Here is an 18,859-nt window from a genome sequence, read left to right on the forward strand (position 1 = left end):
AAGGGTAGTAGCAGGGCGGCGCCCCCTCGCGAGAGGGGACGCCGCCGCCAGCGGGCGCCCGGTCAGAGCGGCCGGAAGTGGTGGCCGATCATGTACGCGGTGACCTGCGCGCCGATCTTCGCGCCCTGCACGTCGGCGTGGCGGGTGTGGATGCCACCCCAGACGCGGGCGTTGACGACCTCGGTGAGCGCCTGCGAGAACTTCGTGAAGGACCGGGTCGTGTTCGACGCGGGGCTGAACGCGCTGAACGACATGTTGTCGGTCTTGAAGAAGTACGCGAGCGTGCCCATCGTGGCCGCCGTGTAGCAGGTGTGCCCGGAGGTGAAGTCCGGGAACGGCGGCGTGGTGAGCCACGGCGTCCAGGTCGGATCGGCGACCGTCGCCGGGTTGCCGTCGGTGTCGGCGAGCCGGATCGCGTGGTAGGGCCGCCAGTCGTTCCAGAAGTACTTCTCGTTGTAGCAGGCGACGAGCGCGTCCGCCTCGGCGAGGTTCGCCATGCCGAACATCCGCGCCGCCTGCATGTTGCTGAGATTCTTGTTGGTGGCGACCTGGCGCTTGATCTCCCACTCGGTCAGCCGCCGGTCGTGCCACCAGACCGCGGCACTGCTCTGGTCGGCGGTGCGGGTCGGGCTGCTGAACGCGCCGATCTGCTTGACCTCGTTGAAGTCCTTGGCGTACGCGGCGCTGGTCAGCGGGTTCGGCCCGCTGGTGCGGAACATCGACTGGCTCGGGATCATGAACGGCTTCATGAAGCCGACCCACCCGCCGTCGTTGCCGGTGGGCGGCACCGGCCGCCACTTGCCAGGCTGGTCGCTGACCGCGAACGTCTGCGGGCCGAACGCGCCGTCGTTCTGGCGGGACGCGATCATGGCAGCCGCGGTCTGGTTGCCGATCGCGATGCCGGCCTGCTTCTTCGGGTTGTTCGGGATCGTGGCGAGGTACTGGTCGTAGCGCGCCTGCAGGCTGCCCGACTGCCCGGGAAACAGGCTCAGCAGCACCCGGTGCGCCGACGCCGCCACCGCCGCCTCCACGGATTCGGTGCCGGTGGCCGCGGGCGCCACCAGATACGGCTGGTACGGCTTGCCCGAGATCGCGTTCACCGCGTCGTACACCGCGCCCTGCACCATCGCGAAGCTGCGTGACTGCACGTGCGGCCCCTGCTGCGCGACGTCCCAGATCGCGATCTGCGCGTACGAATTCCACGTTACGACGGCGTTGGGTGGCGCCGCGACGGCGGGCGCGGGCCCGATCGCGGCGGTGAGCGCGAGGGCGAGGACCGCCGCGACGGCGGCCCTCACCACCCCGCGACGAATCCGGGGTCGACTGGTCATGTCTCCTCCTAGCTGGCAGAGCGGCCATCCCAGAACCAGGACCCGCATCGTCAGACGAATCCACGCCCATGCCGACGCACTAACTGTCCGTCGAACAAAACGCGTTAAAGGAGGGCTCGGAGGTCGGCGGTGAAGCGGGGCAGTTCGGCCAGGTGGGGGAAGGCGCCCGGGCGGTTGTAGACCACGCAGCTCGATGTCGGTATCAGCTCGCGCAGCCACTCCGGGTACCCGGACCACGGGAGCTGCCCGAAGATGCTGAAGTGCGCGGCCTGTACCCGGCGCAGGATCGCGTCGACTTCCCACTGCACGTCGTCGGGCGGGCCGGCGAGCCAGTCCAGGTAGCCGGCGAGCAGGCTGTGGTCGTGCCGCGGCTCGGCGAGGCTCTGGTAGAGCGGCGGCACCTCGGCCAGGCCGAGCCCACCGAGGAAGCGGCGCACGTTCGCGCGGTGCGGCAGGCCGACGACGTTGCCGATCATGGGGCGGACGTCGAGGCTCTGACCGACGGTGACGATGGCGTGCACCGGGTAACGGGTGCCGAACCGGGTCGCCAGCAGCCCCGACGTCGAGTGGCCGACGATGACCGGCGCGCGCCGGCAGCCGATCTCGAACAGCAGGTACGCCAACTCGTCGACCATCACGTCGGGCCGGTACTGGCGGCGGGGTGGCGAGGCGCCGTGACCGGGCAGATCGACGGCGTAGACGGTGCAGTGGTCGGCCAGTTCGGCGGCGACCGGCCACCACATGGTGCGGTCGAACATGGGGCCGTGCAGCAGCACGATCGGACGGCCGCCGGTGCCCCAGCGGTCGTAGGCCCACTGTCCGGCCGGGCCGGACCAGGTGTGTTCGAAACGGCGGGGCGGAAGGCCGGCGGTGCTTGGCGTGATCATGACCGACCGCCCGAGACGGCAAAACAGCGCATGGCAGCTCCAGGTAAGCCAGATGGAAAGGACGAGGCGGGGACGGGAAGCCCCGCTCAGGTCCGCCACACCTGGAGCTCGGCGCGGGTGGCCGCGCGCGTCACCGAGTCGGGCAGCGGGTCGGCGGTGCCGCCGCCGCTGCCGCCGATCGCGGCGAACCGCGACGGCTCGACCGCTGCCACGCCGGCGCGCGCCAGGTCGGCGGGGCCGGTGTCGCGGGCGAGCTCGGCGCAGGACTGGTGCGCGCGCACGTCGCCGTGGGCGGCGGCCGGTGCCAGCAAAGCAACCGCCGGCGCGCTGAAGACCAGCGCGATCAGGACGGCGAGCAGCCAGCGGCGCACGCCGGCCAACATACCCCGCGAGCTGGCCGGATCACAGTGGGAAGATCGAAATACCGGCGTAACCGAGCCGAGACCCGCGCGCCGGAACGCACCGCGCCGTGCCACCCGTCCCATTCCCATGGCGAAACGGTGGTGGGTCGCGGCGGTGGTCGTCCTCGTCACGGCCGTCGGAACGACGGTGGCGGTGCTGACACGAGACAGCGGCGTGGCGTGCGGGTGCGACATCCGGCCCGACATCAGGCCGGCGGCCGAGCAGACCGCGCGGCGCTTCGACGACCTCGCCCGCGCCGGCGACGTCGAGGCCGCGTGGGCGATGCTGACCGACGGCGCACGCGCCCGGTACGGCAGCGTCGCGGGATTCCGCCCGGTAGCCGCACGGCTCAAGGCCGCCGGCGTCTGGCTGCAAGTCGCCGATGACATCAATTTTGGTACGCCCAGCGAAGCGGCCCTGGTCAAGCATGGCGGCTCGCCTCCCCGGGTACTGTCCACAATGGTCGTCCAGCTCTGGTACGGCCGCGGTGGTGGCGAGCGCGTCGACCCCGAGCCCGCCGCCCTCGACATCCGGGCTGTCCCGGACGGCGATGACGGGCTGCGCATCGACACCCCGCCAGGCGCCGTGAAGGCGGCCCAGTTCGCGTACCTCGACGCCACCGGCGCCTACGCGTACCCGTACCGCGAGCAGGAGTCGCCGACCATCGTGCGCTGGCCGGAGAGGTCCCCGCCGCCGGGCCCGGTCCTGCTGCTCGGCGCCGACCGCACCGCCAGCGGCTGGCGGGTCGGCGTGACCACCGTGTAGTGGCGCCGCGCGGGCCAATCGCGGGTAGGTGGACCTTTCTGCCGGCGGGGCGGCCGCACCCCGGTCGGCACCGGGTAGCGTCGCCGGCATGCCCAGCGCGCTGCCGTACGAGATCGTCGACGTGTTCACCGACCGGCCCTACGCCGGCAACCCGCTCGCGGTGGTGTTCGACGCCGACGGGCTCGGCGACGGCCAGCTGCAGGCGATCGCGCGGGAGTTCAACCTGTCCGAGACGGTGTTCGTGCTGCCGCCCACGGCGGCGGGCGCCACCTACCGGGCGCGCATCTTCACGCCCGCGCACGAACTGCCGTTCGCCGGTCACCCCAGCGTCGGGGTCGCGGCCACGCAACTGCGCCGGGGCCTGTTCCCGGCCGGCCAGGTCGTGCAGGAGTGCGGCGCGGGGCTGCTCCCCATCAACGTGTACGAGGACGGCCACGCCACCCTCACCGGTGGCGCGCCGACGATCGGGCCGGCACTCGACCCCGGTCCACTGCTGGCCGCGGCCGGCCTGTCCGATGTGGACTTCGCCGGGCCGGCGCCCCGGCTGGCCGGGTGCGGGCTCGAGTTCCCCTTCCTGGCGGTACACGCGGAGTCGGTCGCGAAAGCCGAGCTGGACGTCGCCGCGGCGCGCGCGCACGGCGTGCGCCAGGTCAGCGTCTTCGCCTGGGACGCCGCAACCAGCACCGCCCATACGCGGGTCTTCGTCCCCGGAGTCGGGGTTCCCGAAGATCCGGCGACCGGCTCGGCGGCGCTCGGGCTGGGCGTGTGGCTCGTCACGTCCGGCCTGCTGCCCGCCGATGCCGAGTCGTCATACACGGTCCGGCAGGGCGGCGAGATCCAGCGTCCGTCCACCCTGGACTGTATGGTGACCGCGCGCCGCGGCCAGGTGGTCAGCGCGACGGTCACCGGCCGGGTCGCCCCGGTCGCCCGGGGCGAGATCCTGGTGCCGCCCATCGAGTCTCAGTAGACGGGGTTCCAGCCGTCACTCCCGGCCAGGTAGCGCTGGGCGGTGTAGGTCGGCGCCTGCGCGTCAGGCAACTGCGGGCGGTCCGCTGTCACCGTGGCGCCGGCTCCGGTGTTCCGGTACTCGAAGAACCGCGCGTCCCGCCACGAGAAGCCGGACATGTCAGTCCACGGTGAACCCTTGATGTGCGCGCCGATCGTGGAGTCGCGGTAGAGCACCTGCGCGATCGCGTTCACGTCACCGCCCGGGTGCCACGGCCGTCCCAAGTGGACGCTCTGCGCCGCCACTCCTGACGCGGCGGTCAGCCTGCACTGGGTGAACAGGAACCCGTACGGGTTGGTGTTCGTCGTGGAGGCCGCCGTCAGGTACCCGTTGTTGCTGCTCGACCCGCGGTTGAGCGACCGGATCTCGCACCGGTCGAACACGGCGGTGCCCCGGCCGAAGATGAAGTCGACGTCGCCCTCGACGTAGCAGTTGCGGTAGTACGCGCGGTTGACCGTCGCGGTGTTGGGGCTGCTGGGCTGGAGCGTGTCCTGGTTGCCGAGGAAGCGCACGTTGTCGAAGACCAGCCGGTCGGCGCGGGTGGTGACCGCGACCGCCTGCTCGGCGCTGTAGTCGTGCGCCGCCTCGTCGAACGAGTTGGAGAACGTCAGGTTCCGGGCGATGAAGTCGTGCCCGTCGATGAAGACCGAGGAGCTGCCGGTGGTGCCGTACGTGCCGCTGCCGTCCGGCTTCGGCGTGCCGCTGGCGTTGTCGTACGTGATGACGACGTCGGCCGCGTTGCCGGTCGCGCCGACGAACGTCACGTACGGCTTGTTGGACGGGACCGTGACCATCTCCCGGTACGTGCCGGCCTTGATGGTGACGGTGTATCGCTGGGTGTTGCCCGCGGGAACGGCGTTCACCGCGGCCTGCACGGTGCTGTACTGGCCACTGCCGTCCTTCGCGACGACGATGTTCGGCCCGGTGGGCGGCGGTGCGCTGGTGGTCGGCGGTGGTGGCGCGCTCGTCGTGGGCGCCGGCCCGGCCGTGTCCGACACGGCCACGTCGTCGAACGACGCCGAGCCGTAGAACGTGGCGACGCCGGTGCCGCCGCTGGTGAACTGGGTGTCGGTGGCGGCGAGCGGGGTGCCGCCGTTGACGGAGCCGCTGATGCTGGTGCCAGACACCGACAGCGACAGCGCGTACCAGGTACCGGCGGAGACCGGCACGGAGGCCGAAGCGAGGGTGGTGGCTGAGCCACCGACCAGCTTTTTGAGCTCCACGGTGTTGTTGGATCGCAGGGCGAGGTAGTAGTAGCTGGTGTCGGACTGCGCGCGGGCGAGCACGGCGACGAACCGGTTGGAGCCGTTGAACGCGATCGGCTTGACGCGCGCCGTGACCGTGTAGTTCGTCCACGACACCGAACCCGCGCGGGCACGGGCGTCCGACGAGGTGCCCGACTGACGCAGCACAGTGGACCCGTCGGCGACCACCGACCATGTCCCGCCCGACGTGGTCCAGCCAGAGGAGTTGCCATCCTGGAAGTCGTCGGAGAACAGCGTCGCGGCGGACGCGCCACCCACCCCCACGACGCTGAGAGCGGCGACGGCGAGGAGGCCGGCCGCGGCGGCCGACAGCAGGCGCGCTCGGGAGGCGCGACGAGACGGGACAGTGGTCATCGGCGGCGGCCCCCAAGGTCACGGAAAGCGCTTTCCGTGGAAGGTACGCCCGCTACATGTTTATGTCAATCGATGCCTTGGAGGACTTCCACCGTCACCGTCGCGGTGTCGCCCTCGTCGATGGCCTCCGCCTTGCGCACGGCGCGCTTGATGGGCAGGACGTAGGTGCCCCGCGCGCTGTCGGGGAAGACCGACGTCAGCCACGTGGTGCCGCCGACCGTGACGCGCACCCGCACCGCGCCGAAACCGCGCGGCGCCCCACCGGCCACGTCACGGATCTCCTCGCTGGCCTCGGGCGGCAGGCTGACGAACGTCCAACTCTCGGACCGCCGGGCATCCCAGATCCACAACTCGGCGTCGAAAACGAAGGCCACCCGCTCAGCATCTCAAGATTTCCTCAAGCTTGGTCGCGCTTCGCATGTGTCGCGTGCCACCGGACCCACAGTGTTGCTAGGCAAGCCGCGATCGCGGCTCCACTGTGGAGGTGCCCTCATGCGGAAGACCCCGAGACGCCACCGGACAGCTAGGACGATCACCGCGGCGGTGGCGACCCCGCTGCTGACGGTGACCGCCCTGCTGGCCACGACCGGGCCGGCGGCCGCGGCGACCACGCGATGCTCCGACTACCAGTACCAGACGGCTCCCTCGGTCACGAACGTCGCGATGAAGACGTGCGTGGTCAAGAACGGCAGCGCGCGGTACGCGTACGTGCTCATCGAGCAGGCTCGGACCAGCGGCGGCAAGACCTGGGACCTCTTCAAGGTGCACGCGCGGCTGGAGCGCAACGACGCCAACATCGCCACCAAGTGGTGCGACTTCACCGACGACATGAACAAGTACCTCAGCCCGCGGCTCATCTGCTACACCGCGACGGTCACGTCCTCGTCGACCGGCGGCTGGACCGGTGACGGCGTCATCGTCTTCAACTTCAACCTGGACGGCCTCGGCGACAAGTCACGGGCGCTGACCGGGTCACCGAGCGTCAGCTGACCTGTCACCTCGGGCCTCTCCAAGGAGTTTTGTAGGAACTCTACAAGGGAGTCGGTCGATCGTTGCGGCGCGAGCCGGTACAGCCACCGGAACGCGCATGGTTCCCTGTCTCTATGAACCGCGACAGGGATCGAGAACAGCGGTTGTTGGAAGCCTACGAACACACCGGCAGGCGCCTGCTGATTCTCGGCGTCGGGCTGCTGGTCGTACTGGGTGTCGCGGTCGGCGCGTCCGCCTTCGCGACGGTCTACGCCATCCGGCACCCACCAGACCCGCCCCTGCTGGGCGCGATCGGCCCCGCCAGCCTCACCGGGTTGCTCTACGCCCTGAGCCCCGTACTCAGATCCATCGCCCGCATCCTCGAGGTCCGCAACCACAACCCCGCTCTCGACAAGGCGGACGCGGCGGCACACCCCTGAGACGACATCAGGGTCGGCAACGGGACTATCCCTGATGATGTTGGGCGCGCCGGTCGGCAGGCTTTCCAGTCATGCGAACGTCGACCCGCGCGCTTGTCGCGCTGACCTGCCTGGCCGCCGTCACCGGCACGATTCCGTCTGCCGCGGCCGCCGCACCACCCGGCGTCGCGCCAGAGACGCGGTGTACGACCGAACCCACCGCACCGACCACGCTGCCGCCGCTGTCCGGCGCGAAGCTGTCCGCCGCGATCGCCGGCCTGCCCGACGGCGAGATCTCCGGCGCGATCGTCCAGGTTCGTGGCTCAGCCGGCTGCTGGCAGGGTACGTCCGGCGTGGCCAACGTCCACACCGGACAGTCGGTGCCGCAGGACGGCCGGTTCCGGATAGGCTCGATGACGAAGATGTTCACCGCGGTGGTGGCCCTGCAACTCGTCGCCGAGGGCCGGCTCGACCTCGACCAATCCGTGCGGCACTACCTGCCAGACCTGCTGCCCGCCGGCTATCCGGCCATCACCGTCCGGCAGGTGCTCACGTACACCAGCGGAATCAACGGCACGGATGTGCCGCACAAGGACCCCGACTGGTTCCTCGTCCACCGCTACGACCACTGGGAGCCGGGCAGCCAGCTCGACCTCACCACGCCGCCGGCGTTCACCCCGGGCACCAAACAGCGGTACGGCAACGCCGACTACATCGTCGCCGGGCTCCTGATCGAAAAGGTCACCGGCCGCACCTGGGAACGCGAAGTCACCGACCGGATCATCCGCCCGTTGCGCCTGACCGGCACGACGGCACCCGCCGACGACCCGCGGATCCGCGGCCCGCACGCACACGGGTACGAGGCGCTGTCGTCCGCGAACGGCACCACCCGATGGGTCGACATCACCCAGGCGAACCCGTCGCTGCAATGGTCCGCGGCTGCGATCATCTCGACCGCCAGCGACCTCGACCGGTTCCTGGTAGCGGTGTTCACCGGGCAGTTGATGCCCGCGGCACAGCTGGACCTGATGTTCACCGTCCCGGACGTACCCACCTGGGACGCCGACGACAACCCAGCCAACGACGAGCCGGCGACGTTCGCGATCGGGCTCAACCGGCTGAAGATCGGCGGCCTGACCCTCTGGGGCAAGACCGGCGACCGCCCCGGCTACAACAACGGCATCGGCGCGACCCGCGACCTGTCCCGCCGCCTGACCTACTCCGTAAACACCCTCCACATGGGCGGCGAATTCCCCGCGGCAGTCCAACGCATAATCACCGCCACCTACCTCTAACCCACCCGCTCAAGCACCGCACGCCGCGCCCTCTTGCGCGCCGCGCGCTGCGCCCTCTTGCGCGCCGCGCGGCGCGGCCCCTTCCGCGCCGCGCCCCCTCCTCCGTCGATCAAGGGCGAATGCACGTGGTTGGATCTCTTTTCCGCGTGCGTTCGCCCTTGATCGATGGAGATCTCCTTGATCGACGCGCCGTCGAGTCCAGGTGGTCCGGCGCCAGGTCAAGCCCGACCACCGCGGCCGGCCGGGCGGCGCACCGTGCCTATTTGCCCCGGTCCGCGTCACCTGCGGACCGCATGCTCCCGCGGGCAACGCGCGGGCCGGCGGCTCGCAAGCGCTCGCCGAAACCCCCGGCCCACGCTGCCGGCTCCGCGTGCCAAGTGACTTGTCCGCACATACTGAGGTCTATGCGTACTACCTGGAGAGTGAGGCATCAGCGGATCGCCGCCGCCGCGATCGCGTCGTTGGCGGTGCTGGCGCTTGGCGGTCCGGCCCACGCCGGCGGGACCGACAACCGCTGGCTGGACAAGCGATTCCTGCACATCGCGCATCAGGGCGGCGAGAGCGAGGCGCCGTCGAACACCATGTACGCCTTCCGGCGCGCGGCGAAGATCGGCGCCGACATGCTCGAGCTGGACGTGCATTCGACCGCGGACGGCGTACTCGTCGCCAGCCACGACGCCACCGTCGACCGCACCACCAACGGCACCGGGCTGATCCGGTCGATGACGTACCGCGACCTGCGCAAGCTCGACGCGGCGTACAACTTCGTGCCCGGCCGGAACGCGGTGCCCGGCCTGCCGCCGGAGTCGTACCCCCTGCGAGGGATCCGCACCCGCGACAAACGGCCGCCGCGCGGGTACCAGGCCAGCGACTTCACGATCCCGTCACTGCGCGACGTGCTGTGCGCCTTCCCCAAGCTGCCGATCAGCATCGAGATCAAGGGAACCAGCGACGCCGACACGGAGTCTTTCCTGCACAACGCGCGGCTGCTCGCCAACCTGCTGAACCGGACCGGCCGTACGAGGAACATCATCGTGACCTCGTTCAACGACGCGGCGGTGGCGGAGTTCCACCGGCTGGCGCCGTCGGTCGGGTTGGCGCCCGGGCAGGTGGGGCTGACCCAGTACTTCTCCGCTGGCGTACGGCCGATCGCGGGGACGGTGGCGCTCCAGGTGCCTGTGGCGTTCCAGGGGATCCCGATCGCCACGCCGGCGTTCATCGCCCGCGCGCACGCCGACGGGTACGCGGTGCACGTGTGGTTCAGCGGCACCGCCCCCGAGGACGAAGCGACCTACAACTCGCTGATCGACGCGTGCGCCGATGGGGTGATGTCATCGTGGCCGACGATGATGGAACGGGTCCTCGACGAAAGGAGGGGCGGGGCGTGGTGTTAGCGTGCGGTCTGTGATCGACGCCGACGTCCACCTGGTCGCCCAGCCGCGCCTGGACACCCTCGTGACCGAGTTCCACTCCGACGCGCAGCGGCTGCGCAGCGACTTCGCCGGGACCGCCTGGATCGGCGACATCCCCGATCCGGTGTCCGGGATGATGGGCTCGCAGTATCAGCGGCGGGCCGTCGACTCGCAGCTGTTCCTGCCTGACACCCACTGGTACACGGTGGGTGATCTTGAAGACGCCGAGGTGCAGGTGTCCGTCGGCCTGTTGCAGGTGCCCGGCACCAAGCAGGGCACGCAGGGGCTGATCGGCGCGATTGCCGACCCGCAGGCAGACTTCTTCGAGCACCCCGAGCAGGACGACCGGGTCGGGCTCTGCCTGACGCTGCGCGGCGAGATCTGGTCCAACGTCGGCCTGTCGTACCGGATCACCGTCCTCTGCCGTCCCGAGGCCCTCATCCGCGCATAGCCCTCGCTCCGCGACGCGACGAGCTGTGAACGTTTATGGTTGCTGGAGCAGCCATAAACGTTCACAGCTCGAGAGATCCGCTGCGCGGATCGGGACAAGCTGGTCGGCGAGCGAGCGCCTCGTAACCGGCGGCGGCCGATAACCAGCCACTCGGCGCTTAGCAGCGCCGGGGCCGGCGCAGGAGGTCGGGCTTGATGCGCGGCCAGGGCCCCCATTCAACGACGCCGATCAAGGGCATTCGCATGGATCAAGGGCGAACGCACGCGGAAAAGAGATCCAACCACGTGCATTCGCCCTTGATCGGCGGGAGGAAGGGCCGGCGCGGGCGCGGGTGGGTTACATGAGTTTGTGTTTTTTTAGGTATTTGGCCAGGTCGTTGTATGCGCCGTCCTGGTTGGCGAACATCGCCACGTTGCGCGCGGTCGTCATCCACGCGCCGGTCGACGGCTGGATCTCGCGCAGCGCCGCCTCGAAGTCGCGCTGCTCGATCATCCGCACCTGGCCGCTGACCAGGGAGTCGTGCATCGCGTACTCGGACGCCGTCTCGCACAGGTGAGCCAGGTCGGCGCCGGAGAACCGGTCAGTCGCGGCGGCCAGGCGCTTGAGGTCGATGCCGGCGATCGGCCGGTCCCGCAGGTGCACCTCCAGGATCGCCCGGCGCGCGTCGGCGTCAGGCGGTACGACCAGCACCGTCCGGTCCAGCCGTCCGGGGCGGCGCAGCGCCGCGTCGACGTCCCACGGCGCGTTGGTGGCCGCGAGGACGAACACGCCCTCGTTGGTGCCCTCCATGCCGTCCATCTCGGCGAGCAGTTGGTTGCCGAGCGTGCGCATCGCCGAGGACTGCAACTGGCTGCGCTTGTGCCCGAGCGCGTCGACCTCGTCGAGGAAGAGCACGCACGGGGCGTTGCGGCGGGCGGTCTCGAAGATCTGGTGCAGGTTCTGCTCGGATTGGCCGATCCACATGTTCAGCACGTCGACAACCGAGACCGTGACGAACCGGGCGCCCATCTCGCCGGCCACCGCCTTGGCGAGGAAGGTCTTGCCGCAGCCGGGAGGCCCGTACAGCAGCAGGCCGCCGCGCAGGCTCTTGCCGTACAGCGAACGCAGTTTCTCGTTGCGCAACGGTCCCAGGAAGGCCAGCTCCAGGCGCTTCTTGACGTCGGCCATGCCGCCCACGTCGGCGAGGCGTATCGCGGAGGTCTCCACGTCGACGATCCGGTCCTCCTCCCCCGCGACCGGGTCCGGCTCGTCGCCGGACCGGGCGAAGCGCGGCGGCACGGACTCGGCCAACTCCTCCTCGTATGCCCGCCAGTCCACACGCGCCTGACCCGGCGGCGGCGCGGGCGAAGGGTCAGCTGGCGGCGCCGCTTCCAAAGAAGGGCCCGACTCCGCAACGGCCGGAGCCAGCGCTCGTGCCATCAGCGCGCGGGCATCCCCGTGCCCCGGGTCCTGCTGCAGCGCTACGGCCAGGTGCGTGACCGCCTCCGGGCCACGGCCGGCGGTGACGAGCAGCTCGGCCAGGTGCAGCCGCAGCGGCAGGTCGGTCGGGCTGGCTTCCACGGCTGCGATCATGCTCTCGATCAACGGGGCGCTCATGGTCGGCCATTATGCTGTGCCGGCGCCGCACCGCTGTCAGGAATGGGGACCCGATGCAGGACGAGCTGTTCAACCCGACGATCCGGGAGCAGCCGGCACCCGGAAAGCCGCCGTGGCGTCCCGAGTCGATCCTGTACCCGGCCTTCTTCGGCGGTCCCCTCGCCGCCGCCGCGCTCGGCTTGCTCAACGGCGGGCGCCTCGCGTTGCCCGCCCCGCACCTGGTCGCGATCGGCGCGGCGGGCCTGGTCGGGTTCGGCGCGCGGCTCGCGATCGCCGCGTCCGTCGAGGGCAACGCGCCCGTGCGGTACGGCGCCGTGATCGCCGGTATCCTCGTCTCGCTGGTGGTACTGGCCTTCCAGCGCAAACCGTTCCGCGCCTACACCTATCGCGGCGGCGAGCCCGCCAGCCTCGTCGCCCCCGGCATCGGGGCGGCCATCGGCTTCGGCGTACTGGAGGCGATCCTGATCCTGGTACTCGTCCGATGACAGAAGCGACACTTTCTCGCGCTGAGGCGCTGCTGCTGACGAACCGGGCGCAGGATGCGCTGGCCGAGCTGGCCACCCTGCCTCCGAGCGAGGCCGTCGGCGTACCCGCCACCCGGCTGCGCTGTGCCGCCCTGGCGCAGCTGGACCGCTGGGAGGCGGTGATCTCGGCGGCCACCGCCGGCCTGGCCGCGTCCGGGCCCGATCCTGACCTGCTGCGCCACCTGGGCCGCGCCGAGCACCGGTGCGGCCGTTCGCAGGTCGCCGAGCGGGCGCTGCTGGACGGGCTGGCGCTGGCGCCGCAGGACGTCGAGCTCCTCTGCACGTACGCCGACGTCTGCGCGGCCAATGGCCAAGCCGACAAGGCGGCGAAGCTGGTCGAGCGGGCCGCGGCCCTGGCACCGGAGGCGCCGATCGTGTACGCCACGCGGATCCAGGTGGCCTACGCCAGCGGCGACGACAAGGGCGCCCAGCGGATGAGCCGCGAGTTCGTCGCCGCCTACCCGGAGCACCCCGCCGCGCACGCGTTGCTCGGCGGCACCAGCGCCATCCGGGGACAGGTCGACACGGCGTACGAGGGCTACCGGCAGGCCGCCGCCGCCATGCCCACCGAGCAGTCCTTCGCGGAGTCGGCGCTGGAGCTGCGGATCGCCCGGCACCCGCTGATGCTGCCGTTGCGGCCGGCGCTGCGCTTCGGCGTGCTGAAGACGTGGGCGGTCGCGGCCGCGCTGATCTTCGGCCTCCGCGCGCTGGGCCAGCCCGTACTGTCAGCGATAGTCGGCCTGCTGTGGCTGCTCTACTGCGTGTACTCGTGGGTGGTGCCGCCGCTGTTGCGGCGCTGGATGCGCCGCAACTGGCGCTAAGCTTCATCGCTTTTGACACTGAAAAGGGCATGCTGGAGGTGGGCTGACATGTCAGTGCTCGACGCGTTCGGACTCGCCGGGCGGGTGGCGGTCGTGACCGGTGGAAACCGCGGGCTCGGGCGGGCGTTCGTCACCGCCCTCACCGAGGCGGGCGCCAGCGTCGCCATCGTCGCCCGCGACACCGCCAAGACCGGCGAGGTGCTGGCCTCCCAACCCGACGTGCGCGGCTTCCAGGCCGACGTGCGCCAGCGCGGCGAGGTCGACCGCGTGGTCCAGGAGATCGTCGGCGAGATGGGCGGCGTCGACATCCTCGTCAACAACGCCGGCACCTGCGTGCACGCGCCGGCCCTCGACGTCACCGAGCACGACTGGCACGAGGTCATCGACACCAACGTCAACGGCGTCTGGAACTGTTGCCAGGCCTTCGGAAAGCACATGGCCGAACGCGGCGGCGGCACCATCGTCAACGTCGGCTCGATCTCCGGGCTGATCGTCAACCGTCCACAGTGGCAGCCGGCGTACAACGCGTCGAAGGCCGCCGTGCACCAGCTCACGAAGTCGCTCGCCGCGGAGTGGGCGCCGCTGGGCATCCGCGTCAACGCCCTCGCCCCCGGGTACATCAAGACCGAGATGGCGCCCGTCGACCGGCCTGAGTTCCGCCAGCACTGGATCGAAGACGTGCCCATGAAGCGGTACGCCACGCCGGACGAGATCGCACCCAGCCTCATCTACCTCGCCAGCGACGCGTCCGCGTTCATGACCGGTTCGGTACTGGTCATCGACGGCGGCTACACGGCCTTCTGACATGTCAACCGCGTCGGGGTGCCTGTTCGGGCTGGCGTACGGCGATGCCCTGGGCAAGCCGACCGAGTTCATGACCGTGGCGCAGATCCGCGCGCGGTACGGGCCGGACGGCCCGCGCGAGCTTGAGGGCGATCCGGCGCTGGTCACCGACGACACCCAGATGACGCTCGCGGTGGGCAAGGCTGTCCTCGACGCCCCGGCCCCGACGGCTGATTTCCTGGTACGGCTGCTGCGCGACCGATTCCTGGAGTGGGCCGCGAGCCCCGACAACAATCGTGCCCCCGGCATGACATGCCTGCGCGCCTGCGGTGACCTGTCACTGGGCGTGCCGTGGACGCGCGCCACCGTCGTGGGCTCCAAGGGTTGCGGCGCCAACATGCGCGTCGCGCCCGTCGGGCTCGTCCCCACCTACGACCTGGACACCCTCGCCGGGGTGGCACAGCTCCAGGCGGCCATGACACATGGGCACCCCACCGGGCTGGCGGCCAGCGAGCTGACGGCGTACACGATCCGGCTGCTGCGCGACGGCGCCGAACCGGCCGCGGTGCCCGCGCTGCTGCGGGCCCGCTGCCACGACCAGCGCACGGTGTACCGCGGCGACTGGCTCGTCGACCTGTGGGAGCAGGCGGGCGTCACCACACCGGGTGAGTTCATCGCGCGCGGGTGGGACGAGTGCCTCGCCGCCCTCGACCGGCTCGACCTGGCCCTGTCCTACCCCGACGACGGGCAGGACGCCTGCCAGGTCACCGGCGAGGGCTGGATCGCCGAGGAGGCCCTGGCCACCGCGCTGCTCTGCGCGATCCGGCACGCCGACGACCCGGTAGGCGCGCTGGCCCGGGGCGCGGCCACGTCCGGCGACTCCGACTCGATCGCGTGCCTGGCGGGCGCGTTCCTCGGCGCGTGGCTGGGCATGCCCGCGTGGCCGGCGGGGTGGCGCGAGCGCATCGAGTACGCCGATCAGCTCACGGCGCTTGGCGAGGCGTGGGACTGAGCTGCCGCACCGGGCGCGAAAACAGGTGGCCCTGGCCCAGCTCGCACCCGAGCTCGCGCAGCTGTGCGTGTTGAGCGGGTTCTTCGATGCCCTCGGCGATCACGCCCATGCCCAGGTTGTGCCCCATCAGGATGATCGTGCGGACCAGCTCGCGGGCCTTGGCGCTGGTCGCCACGTCGCTCACGAACGACTTGTCGATCTTCAGCGCGTCGATGGGCAGCTCGCGCAGGACGCTCAGCGACGAGTACCCGGTGCCGAAGTCGTCGACGTAAAGCTTCAGCCCCTGGTCGTGCAGGCCCTGCAGCATGCTCTGCGCGGCCTGGACGTCGTGCACGACGACGCCCTCGGTGATCTCCAGGGCGATGCAGCGCGCGGGCAGCCGCTCGTGCTCCAGCGACGCCGCGACGGTGGCGGCCGCGTCGCCGTACCAGAACTGCCGGTCCGACAGGTTGATGCTGACCCATAGGTCGTCGGGGACGACGGCGTCCCGGCGCCAGCTGGCCAGTTGCCGGCACGCCTCCGCCACCACCCAGCGGCCGATCGGCACCATGAGCCCGGCCTCCTCGGCCACCGGCAGGAACTGCGCGGGTGCCAGCAGACCGCGGGTCGGATGCCGCCACCGCAGCAGCGCCTCCAGCGCCACCGTCGCGCCCGTGGCGAGGTCGACGATCGGCTGGTAGTGCAGCTCCAGCTGGGCCGCGGCGACGGCGTGGCGCAGCTCGGTCTCGATGCGCAGCCGGTCGATCGCCTCGGCGCGCATCGACATGTCGAAGACCGCGTGCGAGCCCTTCTTGCGCGCCTTCGCCCGGTACATCGCGATGTCCGCGTTGCGCAGCAGGTCTTCGGCGCTCTGGTCCTGGCCGGTGCCCTCGGCGATGCCGATGCTGGCGCTGACGACGACCTCCTGGCCGGCGATCCGGTGCGGCCGGCCGATGGCCTCCTGCAGGCGCTCCGCGACCGCGGTCAGCATGGCGATGTCGCCGACCCCGTCGACCAGTACAGCAAACTCGTCGCCGGCGAAGCGCGCCGGCGTGTCGACCGGCCTGACCTCGGCGCTGATCCGCTCTGCCACCGCGCACAGCAACCGGTCGCCGGCGAGGTGGCCGAGGCTGTCGTTGACCACCTTCAGGCCGTCGAGGTCGAGGAAGAGGATCCCGAAGCGGTACCCGCCGGTGCGGCGCAGCGCCTGCCCGACCCGTTCCAGGAAGAGCGTGCGGTTGGGCAGGCCGGTCAACCGGTCGTACTGGGCGGCGTGCCGGAGCTGGTCCTCCTGGTCCCGCAGCGACGTGACCACCGCCCGGTGGTCGAGCATGCCGCACAGCAGCGCCGCCCACTGGTTGACGGTCTCGACGATCGACGACTTCTGCGTGTCGATCGGGCCGATGTGGGCGAGCATGCCGCGATCGCTGTCGCGCAGCCGCACCGGCACGACGACCGCGATCTGCCCGGCGCCGGGGTCTGACTCCTCGATCAGTTCGGCGGGCGGGAACGCGCTCACCGGGATGGGCTCGTCGGGCTTGAGCTGGACGGCCGGGTCGCGGTGGTAGGTGCCGGCGATCTCCAGGAGCGGGTCGCTTTCGTCGCGGTCCGGCGCCCAGAGGCCCAGGCAGCCGCTGGTCGCCTGGGAATGTTCGAGCCACTGCAGCGTCGCCGGATTGCCGTCGCTGCGCAGCAGCTCCATGGTGATCCCGTACTGGCTGTCGAGCGCCCGTTCCAGGTACTGGTTCTCGGCCGCCAGCCGCTGCGGTTCCCCGGCGGTCTCCTGGGGCGCGCATCCGCAGGACTCCCGCCTCACGAGGCGTGACCGTCCCTCCCGGGCGTACCGCTTCCCGGGGCGCACCTCCCGCCCCGCCAGCATCGCCAGCAACAGCTCGCCGGCCTCCTGCCCCACCTCGTCGAACGCCGAGTCGATCGTCGTCAGGTTCGGCTGCACGTGCTGGGCCGCGGTGACGTCGTCGAAGCTGACGACGGCCAGGTCGCGCGGCAGGCTGCATCCGGCCGCCGTGAGCCCGCGGATCATCCCGACCGCGTTGTAGTCGTTGGCGCAGAAGCACGCCGTGGCCGGCATGCCCGCGCGCACCATCCGCTCGGCGGCCGCCTCCCCACCGGTGGTCACGTTGTCGTCGGCCAGGAAAAGCAGCTCCGGGTCGTAGGGGATGCCGTGCGCGGCGAGCGTCTCCCGGTACGCCTCGTGCCGCTGGCGGATGTCTTCCTGCGCCATCCACCCGACGAACGCGATCCGCTCGTGCCCGTGCTCGATCAGGTGTTCGACGGCGAGCTGGGTGCCGCTCCGGTTGTCGGGCAGTACGACCGGGCAGTCGAACCCCGGCACCTCCTGGCTCACCATCACCACCGGCTTGCCCGCGTCTCGCAGTGCCTCCAGGTAACGCTGGTCGGCGGAGTTGAGAATGACGACGAACCCGGCAACGTGCTGCCAGGCGACCGGCAGCCGGAAGTCCGACAGATCCAGGTAGGCGATCTCATCGACCCCCGGGTCGAACGTCTGCACCGCGACGACCTTGCCGCCGGCAGCGGCGGTGGCGCGCGCGACACCGCGCAGCAGCCCTCCGAAGTAATGGCCGGACAGCAGCGGAGTGAGCACACCGACGGTGAGTCCGCGCGCCAATTCAGAACCCCCTGCCCCGAGGAGCCCGCGTGGCTTGAGCATAACCACGACCAGCCCCAACGACCCGGTACGCCCCGATCACCACACGGCCATTTCCCCACCCCCTTTCCGCCGGCCCTTCCGCGCGCGCTTCCCGCGCGCCCCCTCTCCGCGCGCCCCCTCTCCGCCGATCAAGGGCATTTGCACGTGCTTTGATCTCAAAACCGCGTGCGTTTGGCCTTGATCGATGGGATTGCCCTTGATCGGCGCGGGCCTCGCACCCCGCGCCGCGCAAGCGCAGCCCGCCCCGCGCCGCGTCACCCCCGCACCGGCGCGCGCCGCGCGGATCTCGGCGGCGCTCCCCAATCGTTGCGATCAGGTTCAAGACCAGGATCGAGATGCGAGCTGCCGCGGCGTCCGTCGTGGGCGATGCCGTTGCTCCCGCGGCCTCACCGTCCGCGTGCGGTCACGCTCTGCGCTTGTCGCCGCCTCGCCGTCCGGCCCTGGCTGAGGCGACAAAAACGCTGTTTTTGTCGCCTCAGCGGCATCCGGAAGCCGCAGTATCAGGGATTTTGTTGCTTCGCCCGCGTGGGTTGTGGGTGCGCGGTGGGTGAGGCCGCGGGAGCTGCGGTCTTGCGCGCGGCGGGCGTCGCGGTAGCTCGGATGTCGGTCCTGGTTGTGGGCTCGCCCTTGCCCCGCGAAGGGTCGTCGATCAAGGCCATGTGCGTGGATCAAGGGCGAATGCACGCGGTTTTGAGATCGAACCGCGTGCGTTCGCCCTTGATCGGCGCACAGGGTCGGCGCCGGCGGTCGGCGCGGTGCGCGCCGATCAAGGCCATTCGCGTGGATCAAGGGCGTATGCACGCGAAAAAGAGAGGCGGTCTCCACCGGTCAGTGCAACAGAGGGCTGATCTTGGGAGGCTGCTGGTATGGCACGTGCGGGAGTGATCACCGCTGATCTG

The 18,859-nt window shown here is 70.7% G+C and carries 18 protein-coding genes; 11 read left to right on the top strand and 7 right to left on the bottom strand.

Going from position 1 to position 18,859, the window contains the following annotated elements; genetic code table 11:
• Positions 1–62: 62 nt before the first annotated feature.
• From QMG73_RS35780 to QMG73_RS35790, 3 genes are all read right to left on the bottom strand, one after another.
• A complete protein-coding gene (locus QMG73_RS35780) occupies positions 63–1,331 on the bottom strand; it encodes a vanadium-dependent haloperoxidase (RefSeq protein WP_281903296.1) in 1,269 nt (422 codons plus the stop codon).
• A gap of 104 nt (positions 1,332–1,435) precedes the next feature.
• Positions 1,436–2,218, bottom strand: a complete 783-nt coding sequence (locus QMG73_RS35785) for an alpha/beta fold hydrolase (RefSeq protein ID WP_281903298.1) — start codon at positions 2,216–2,218, stop codon at positions 1,436–1,438.
• 86 nt (positions 2,219–2,304) lie between these two features.
• Positions 2,305–2,589: a hypothetical protein gene (locus tag QMG73_RS35790; protein WP_281903300.1), complete on the bottom strand. Its 285-nt coding sequence runs from the start codon at positions 2,587–2,589 to the stop codon at positions 2,305–2,307.
• A gap of 118 nt (positions 2,590–2,707) precedes the next feature.
• On the opposite strand from QMG73_RS35790, the gene QMG73_RS35795 reads away from it, so the two are divergent.
• Together QMG73_RS35795 and QMG73_RS35800 are read left to right on the top strand one after the other, a co-directional pair.
• On the top strand, positions 2,708–3,385 hold the full coding sequence (locus tag QMG73_RS35795) for a hypothetical protein (protein ID WP_281903301.1): 678 nt from the start codon (positions 2,708–2,710) through the stop codon (positions 3,383–3,385).
• A gap of 88 nt (positions 3,386–3,473) precedes the next feature.
• Positions 3,474–4,352, top strand: coding sequence for a PhzF family phenazine biosynthesis protein (locus tag QMG73_RS35800; protein ID WP_281903302.1), 879 nt, complete (start codon positions 3,474–3,476; stop codon positions 4,350–4,352).
• Here the strand turns inward: QMG73_RS35800 and QMG73_RS35805 are convergent.
• The gene (locus QMG73_RS35805; protein ID WP_281903304.1) at positions 4,346–6,010 is read right to left on the bottom strand and encodes a pectinesterase family protein; all 1,665 of its coding nucleotides are present in this window, start codon (positions 6,008–6,010) and stop codon (positions 4,346–4,348) included. The genes QMG73_RS35800 and QMG73_RS35805 overlap by 7 nt on opposite strands.
• 65 nt (positions 6,011–6,075) lie before the next feature.
• Complete coding sequence (locus QMG73_RS35810) at positions 6,076–6,384, bottom strand: DUF1905 domain-containing protein (protein ID WP_281903306.1); 309 nt, start codon at positions 6,382–6,384, stop codon at positions 6,076–6,078.
• A 118-nt stretch (positions 6,385–6,502) separates the two neighbouring features.
• On the opposite strand from QMG73_RS35810, the gene QMG73_RS35815 reads away from it, so the two are divergent.
• The 5 genes from QMG73_RS35815 to QMG73_RS35835 all read left to right on the top strand — a co-directional run bounded on the left by QMG73_RS35815 (position 6,503) and on the right by QMG73_RS35835 (position 10,556).
• Complete coding sequence (locus QMG73_RS35815) at positions 6,503–7,000, top strand: hypothetical protein (protein ID WP_281903307.1); 498 nt, start codon at positions 6,503–6,505, stop codon at positions 6,998–7,000.
• Positions 7,001–7,113: 113 nt separating this feature from the next.
• Positions 7,114–7,419 (top strand): hypothetical protein, encoded by a 306-nt coding sequence (locus QMG73_RS35820; RefSeq protein ID WP_281903309.1) that lies wholly within the window; start codon positions 7,114–7,116, stop codon positions 7,417–7,419.
• Positions 7,420–7,490: 71 nt separating this feature from the next.
• The gene (locus tag QMG73_RS35825; protein ID WP_281903311.1) at positions 7,491–8,693 is read left to right on the top strand and encodes a serine hydrolase domain-containing protein; all 1,203 of its coding nucleotides are present in this window, start codon (positions 7,491–7,493) and stop codon (positions 8,691–8,693) included.
• A gap of 404 nt (positions 8,694–9,097) precedes the next feature.
• Positions 9,098–10,087 (top strand): glycerophosphodiester phosphodiesterase, encoded by a 990-nt coding sequence (locus QMG73_RS35830; RefSeq protein ID WP_281903313.1) that lies wholly within the window; start codon positions 9,098–9,100, stop codon positions 10,085–10,087.
• Position 10,088: 1 nt separating this feature from the next.
• Positions 10,089–10,556 carry a hypothetical protein gene (locus tag QMG73_RS35835; protein ID WP_281903315.1) on the top strand — a complete coding sequence of 156 codons (468 nt, stop codon included), beginning with the start codon at positions 10,089–10,091 and terminating at the stop codon, positions 10,554–10,556.
• Between the two features lie 336 nt (positions 10,557–10,892).
• Here the strand turns inward: QMG73_RS35835 and QMG73_RS35840 are convergent, their stop codons facing one another.
• On the bottom strand, positions 10,893–12,152 hold the full coding sequence (locus QMG73_RS35840) for an ATP-binding protein (RefSeq protein ID WP_281903317.1): 1,260 nt from the start codon (positions 12,150–12,152) through the stop codon (positions 10,893–10,895).
• 53 nt (positions 12,153–12,205) lie between these two features.
• On the opposite strand from QMG73_RS35840, the gene QMG73_RS35845 reads away from it, so the two are divergent.
• From QMG73_RS35845 to QMG73_RS35860, 4 genes are read left to right on the top strand one after another with little or no spacing between them, the layout of a single operon-like run.
• Positions 12,206–12,637 carry a hypothetical protein gene (locus QMG73_RS35845; RefSeq protein ID WP_281903319.1) on the top strand — a complete coding sequence of 144 codons (432 nt, stop codon included), beginning with the start codon at positions 12,206–12,208 and terminating at the stop codon, positions 12,635–12,637.
• Positions 12,634–13,497: a tetratricopeptide repeat protein gene (locus tag QMG73_RS35850; protein WP_281903320.1), complete on the top strand. Its 864-nt coding sequence runs from the start codon at positions 12,634–12,636 to the stop codon at positions 13,495–13,497. The genes QMG73_RS35845 and QMG73_RS35850 overlap by 4 nt, the downstream gene beginning before the upstream one ends.
• Positions 13,498–13,545: 48 nt before the next feature.
• The gene (locus QMG73_RS35855) at positions 13,546–14,301 is read left to right on the top strand and encodes a glucose 1-dehydrogenase (RefSeq protein WP_281903323.1); all 756 of its coding nucleotides are present in this window, start codon (positions 13,546–13,548) and stop codon (positions 14,299–14,301) included.
• Between the two features lies 1 nt (position 14,302).
• Positions 14,303–15,292 (top strand): ADP-ribosylglycohydrolase family protein, encoded by a 990-nt coding sequence (locus QMG73_RS35860; RefSeq protein WP_281903325.1) that lies wholly within the window; start codon positions 14,303–14,305, stop codon positions 15,290–15,292.
• Here QMG73_RS35860 and QMG73_RS35865 read toward each other — a convergent pair.
• Positions 15,264–17,918, bottom strand: a complete 2,655-nt coding sequence (locus tag QMG73_RS35865; RefSeq protein ID WP_281903327.1) for an EAL domain-containing protein — start codon at positions 17,916–17,918, stop codon at positions 15,264–15,266. The genes QMG73_RS35860 and QMG73_RS35865 overlap by 29 nt on opposite strands.
• Between the last annotated feature and the right edge of the window lie 941 nt (positions 17,919–18,859).

The sequence above is a fragment of the Phytohabitans aurantiacus genome (assembly GCF_027923225.1).
In the GTDB taxonomy this organism is placed as follows: Bacteria; Actinomycetota; Actinomycetes; order Mycobacteriales; family Micromonosporaceae; genus Phytohabitans; species Phytohabitans aurantiacus.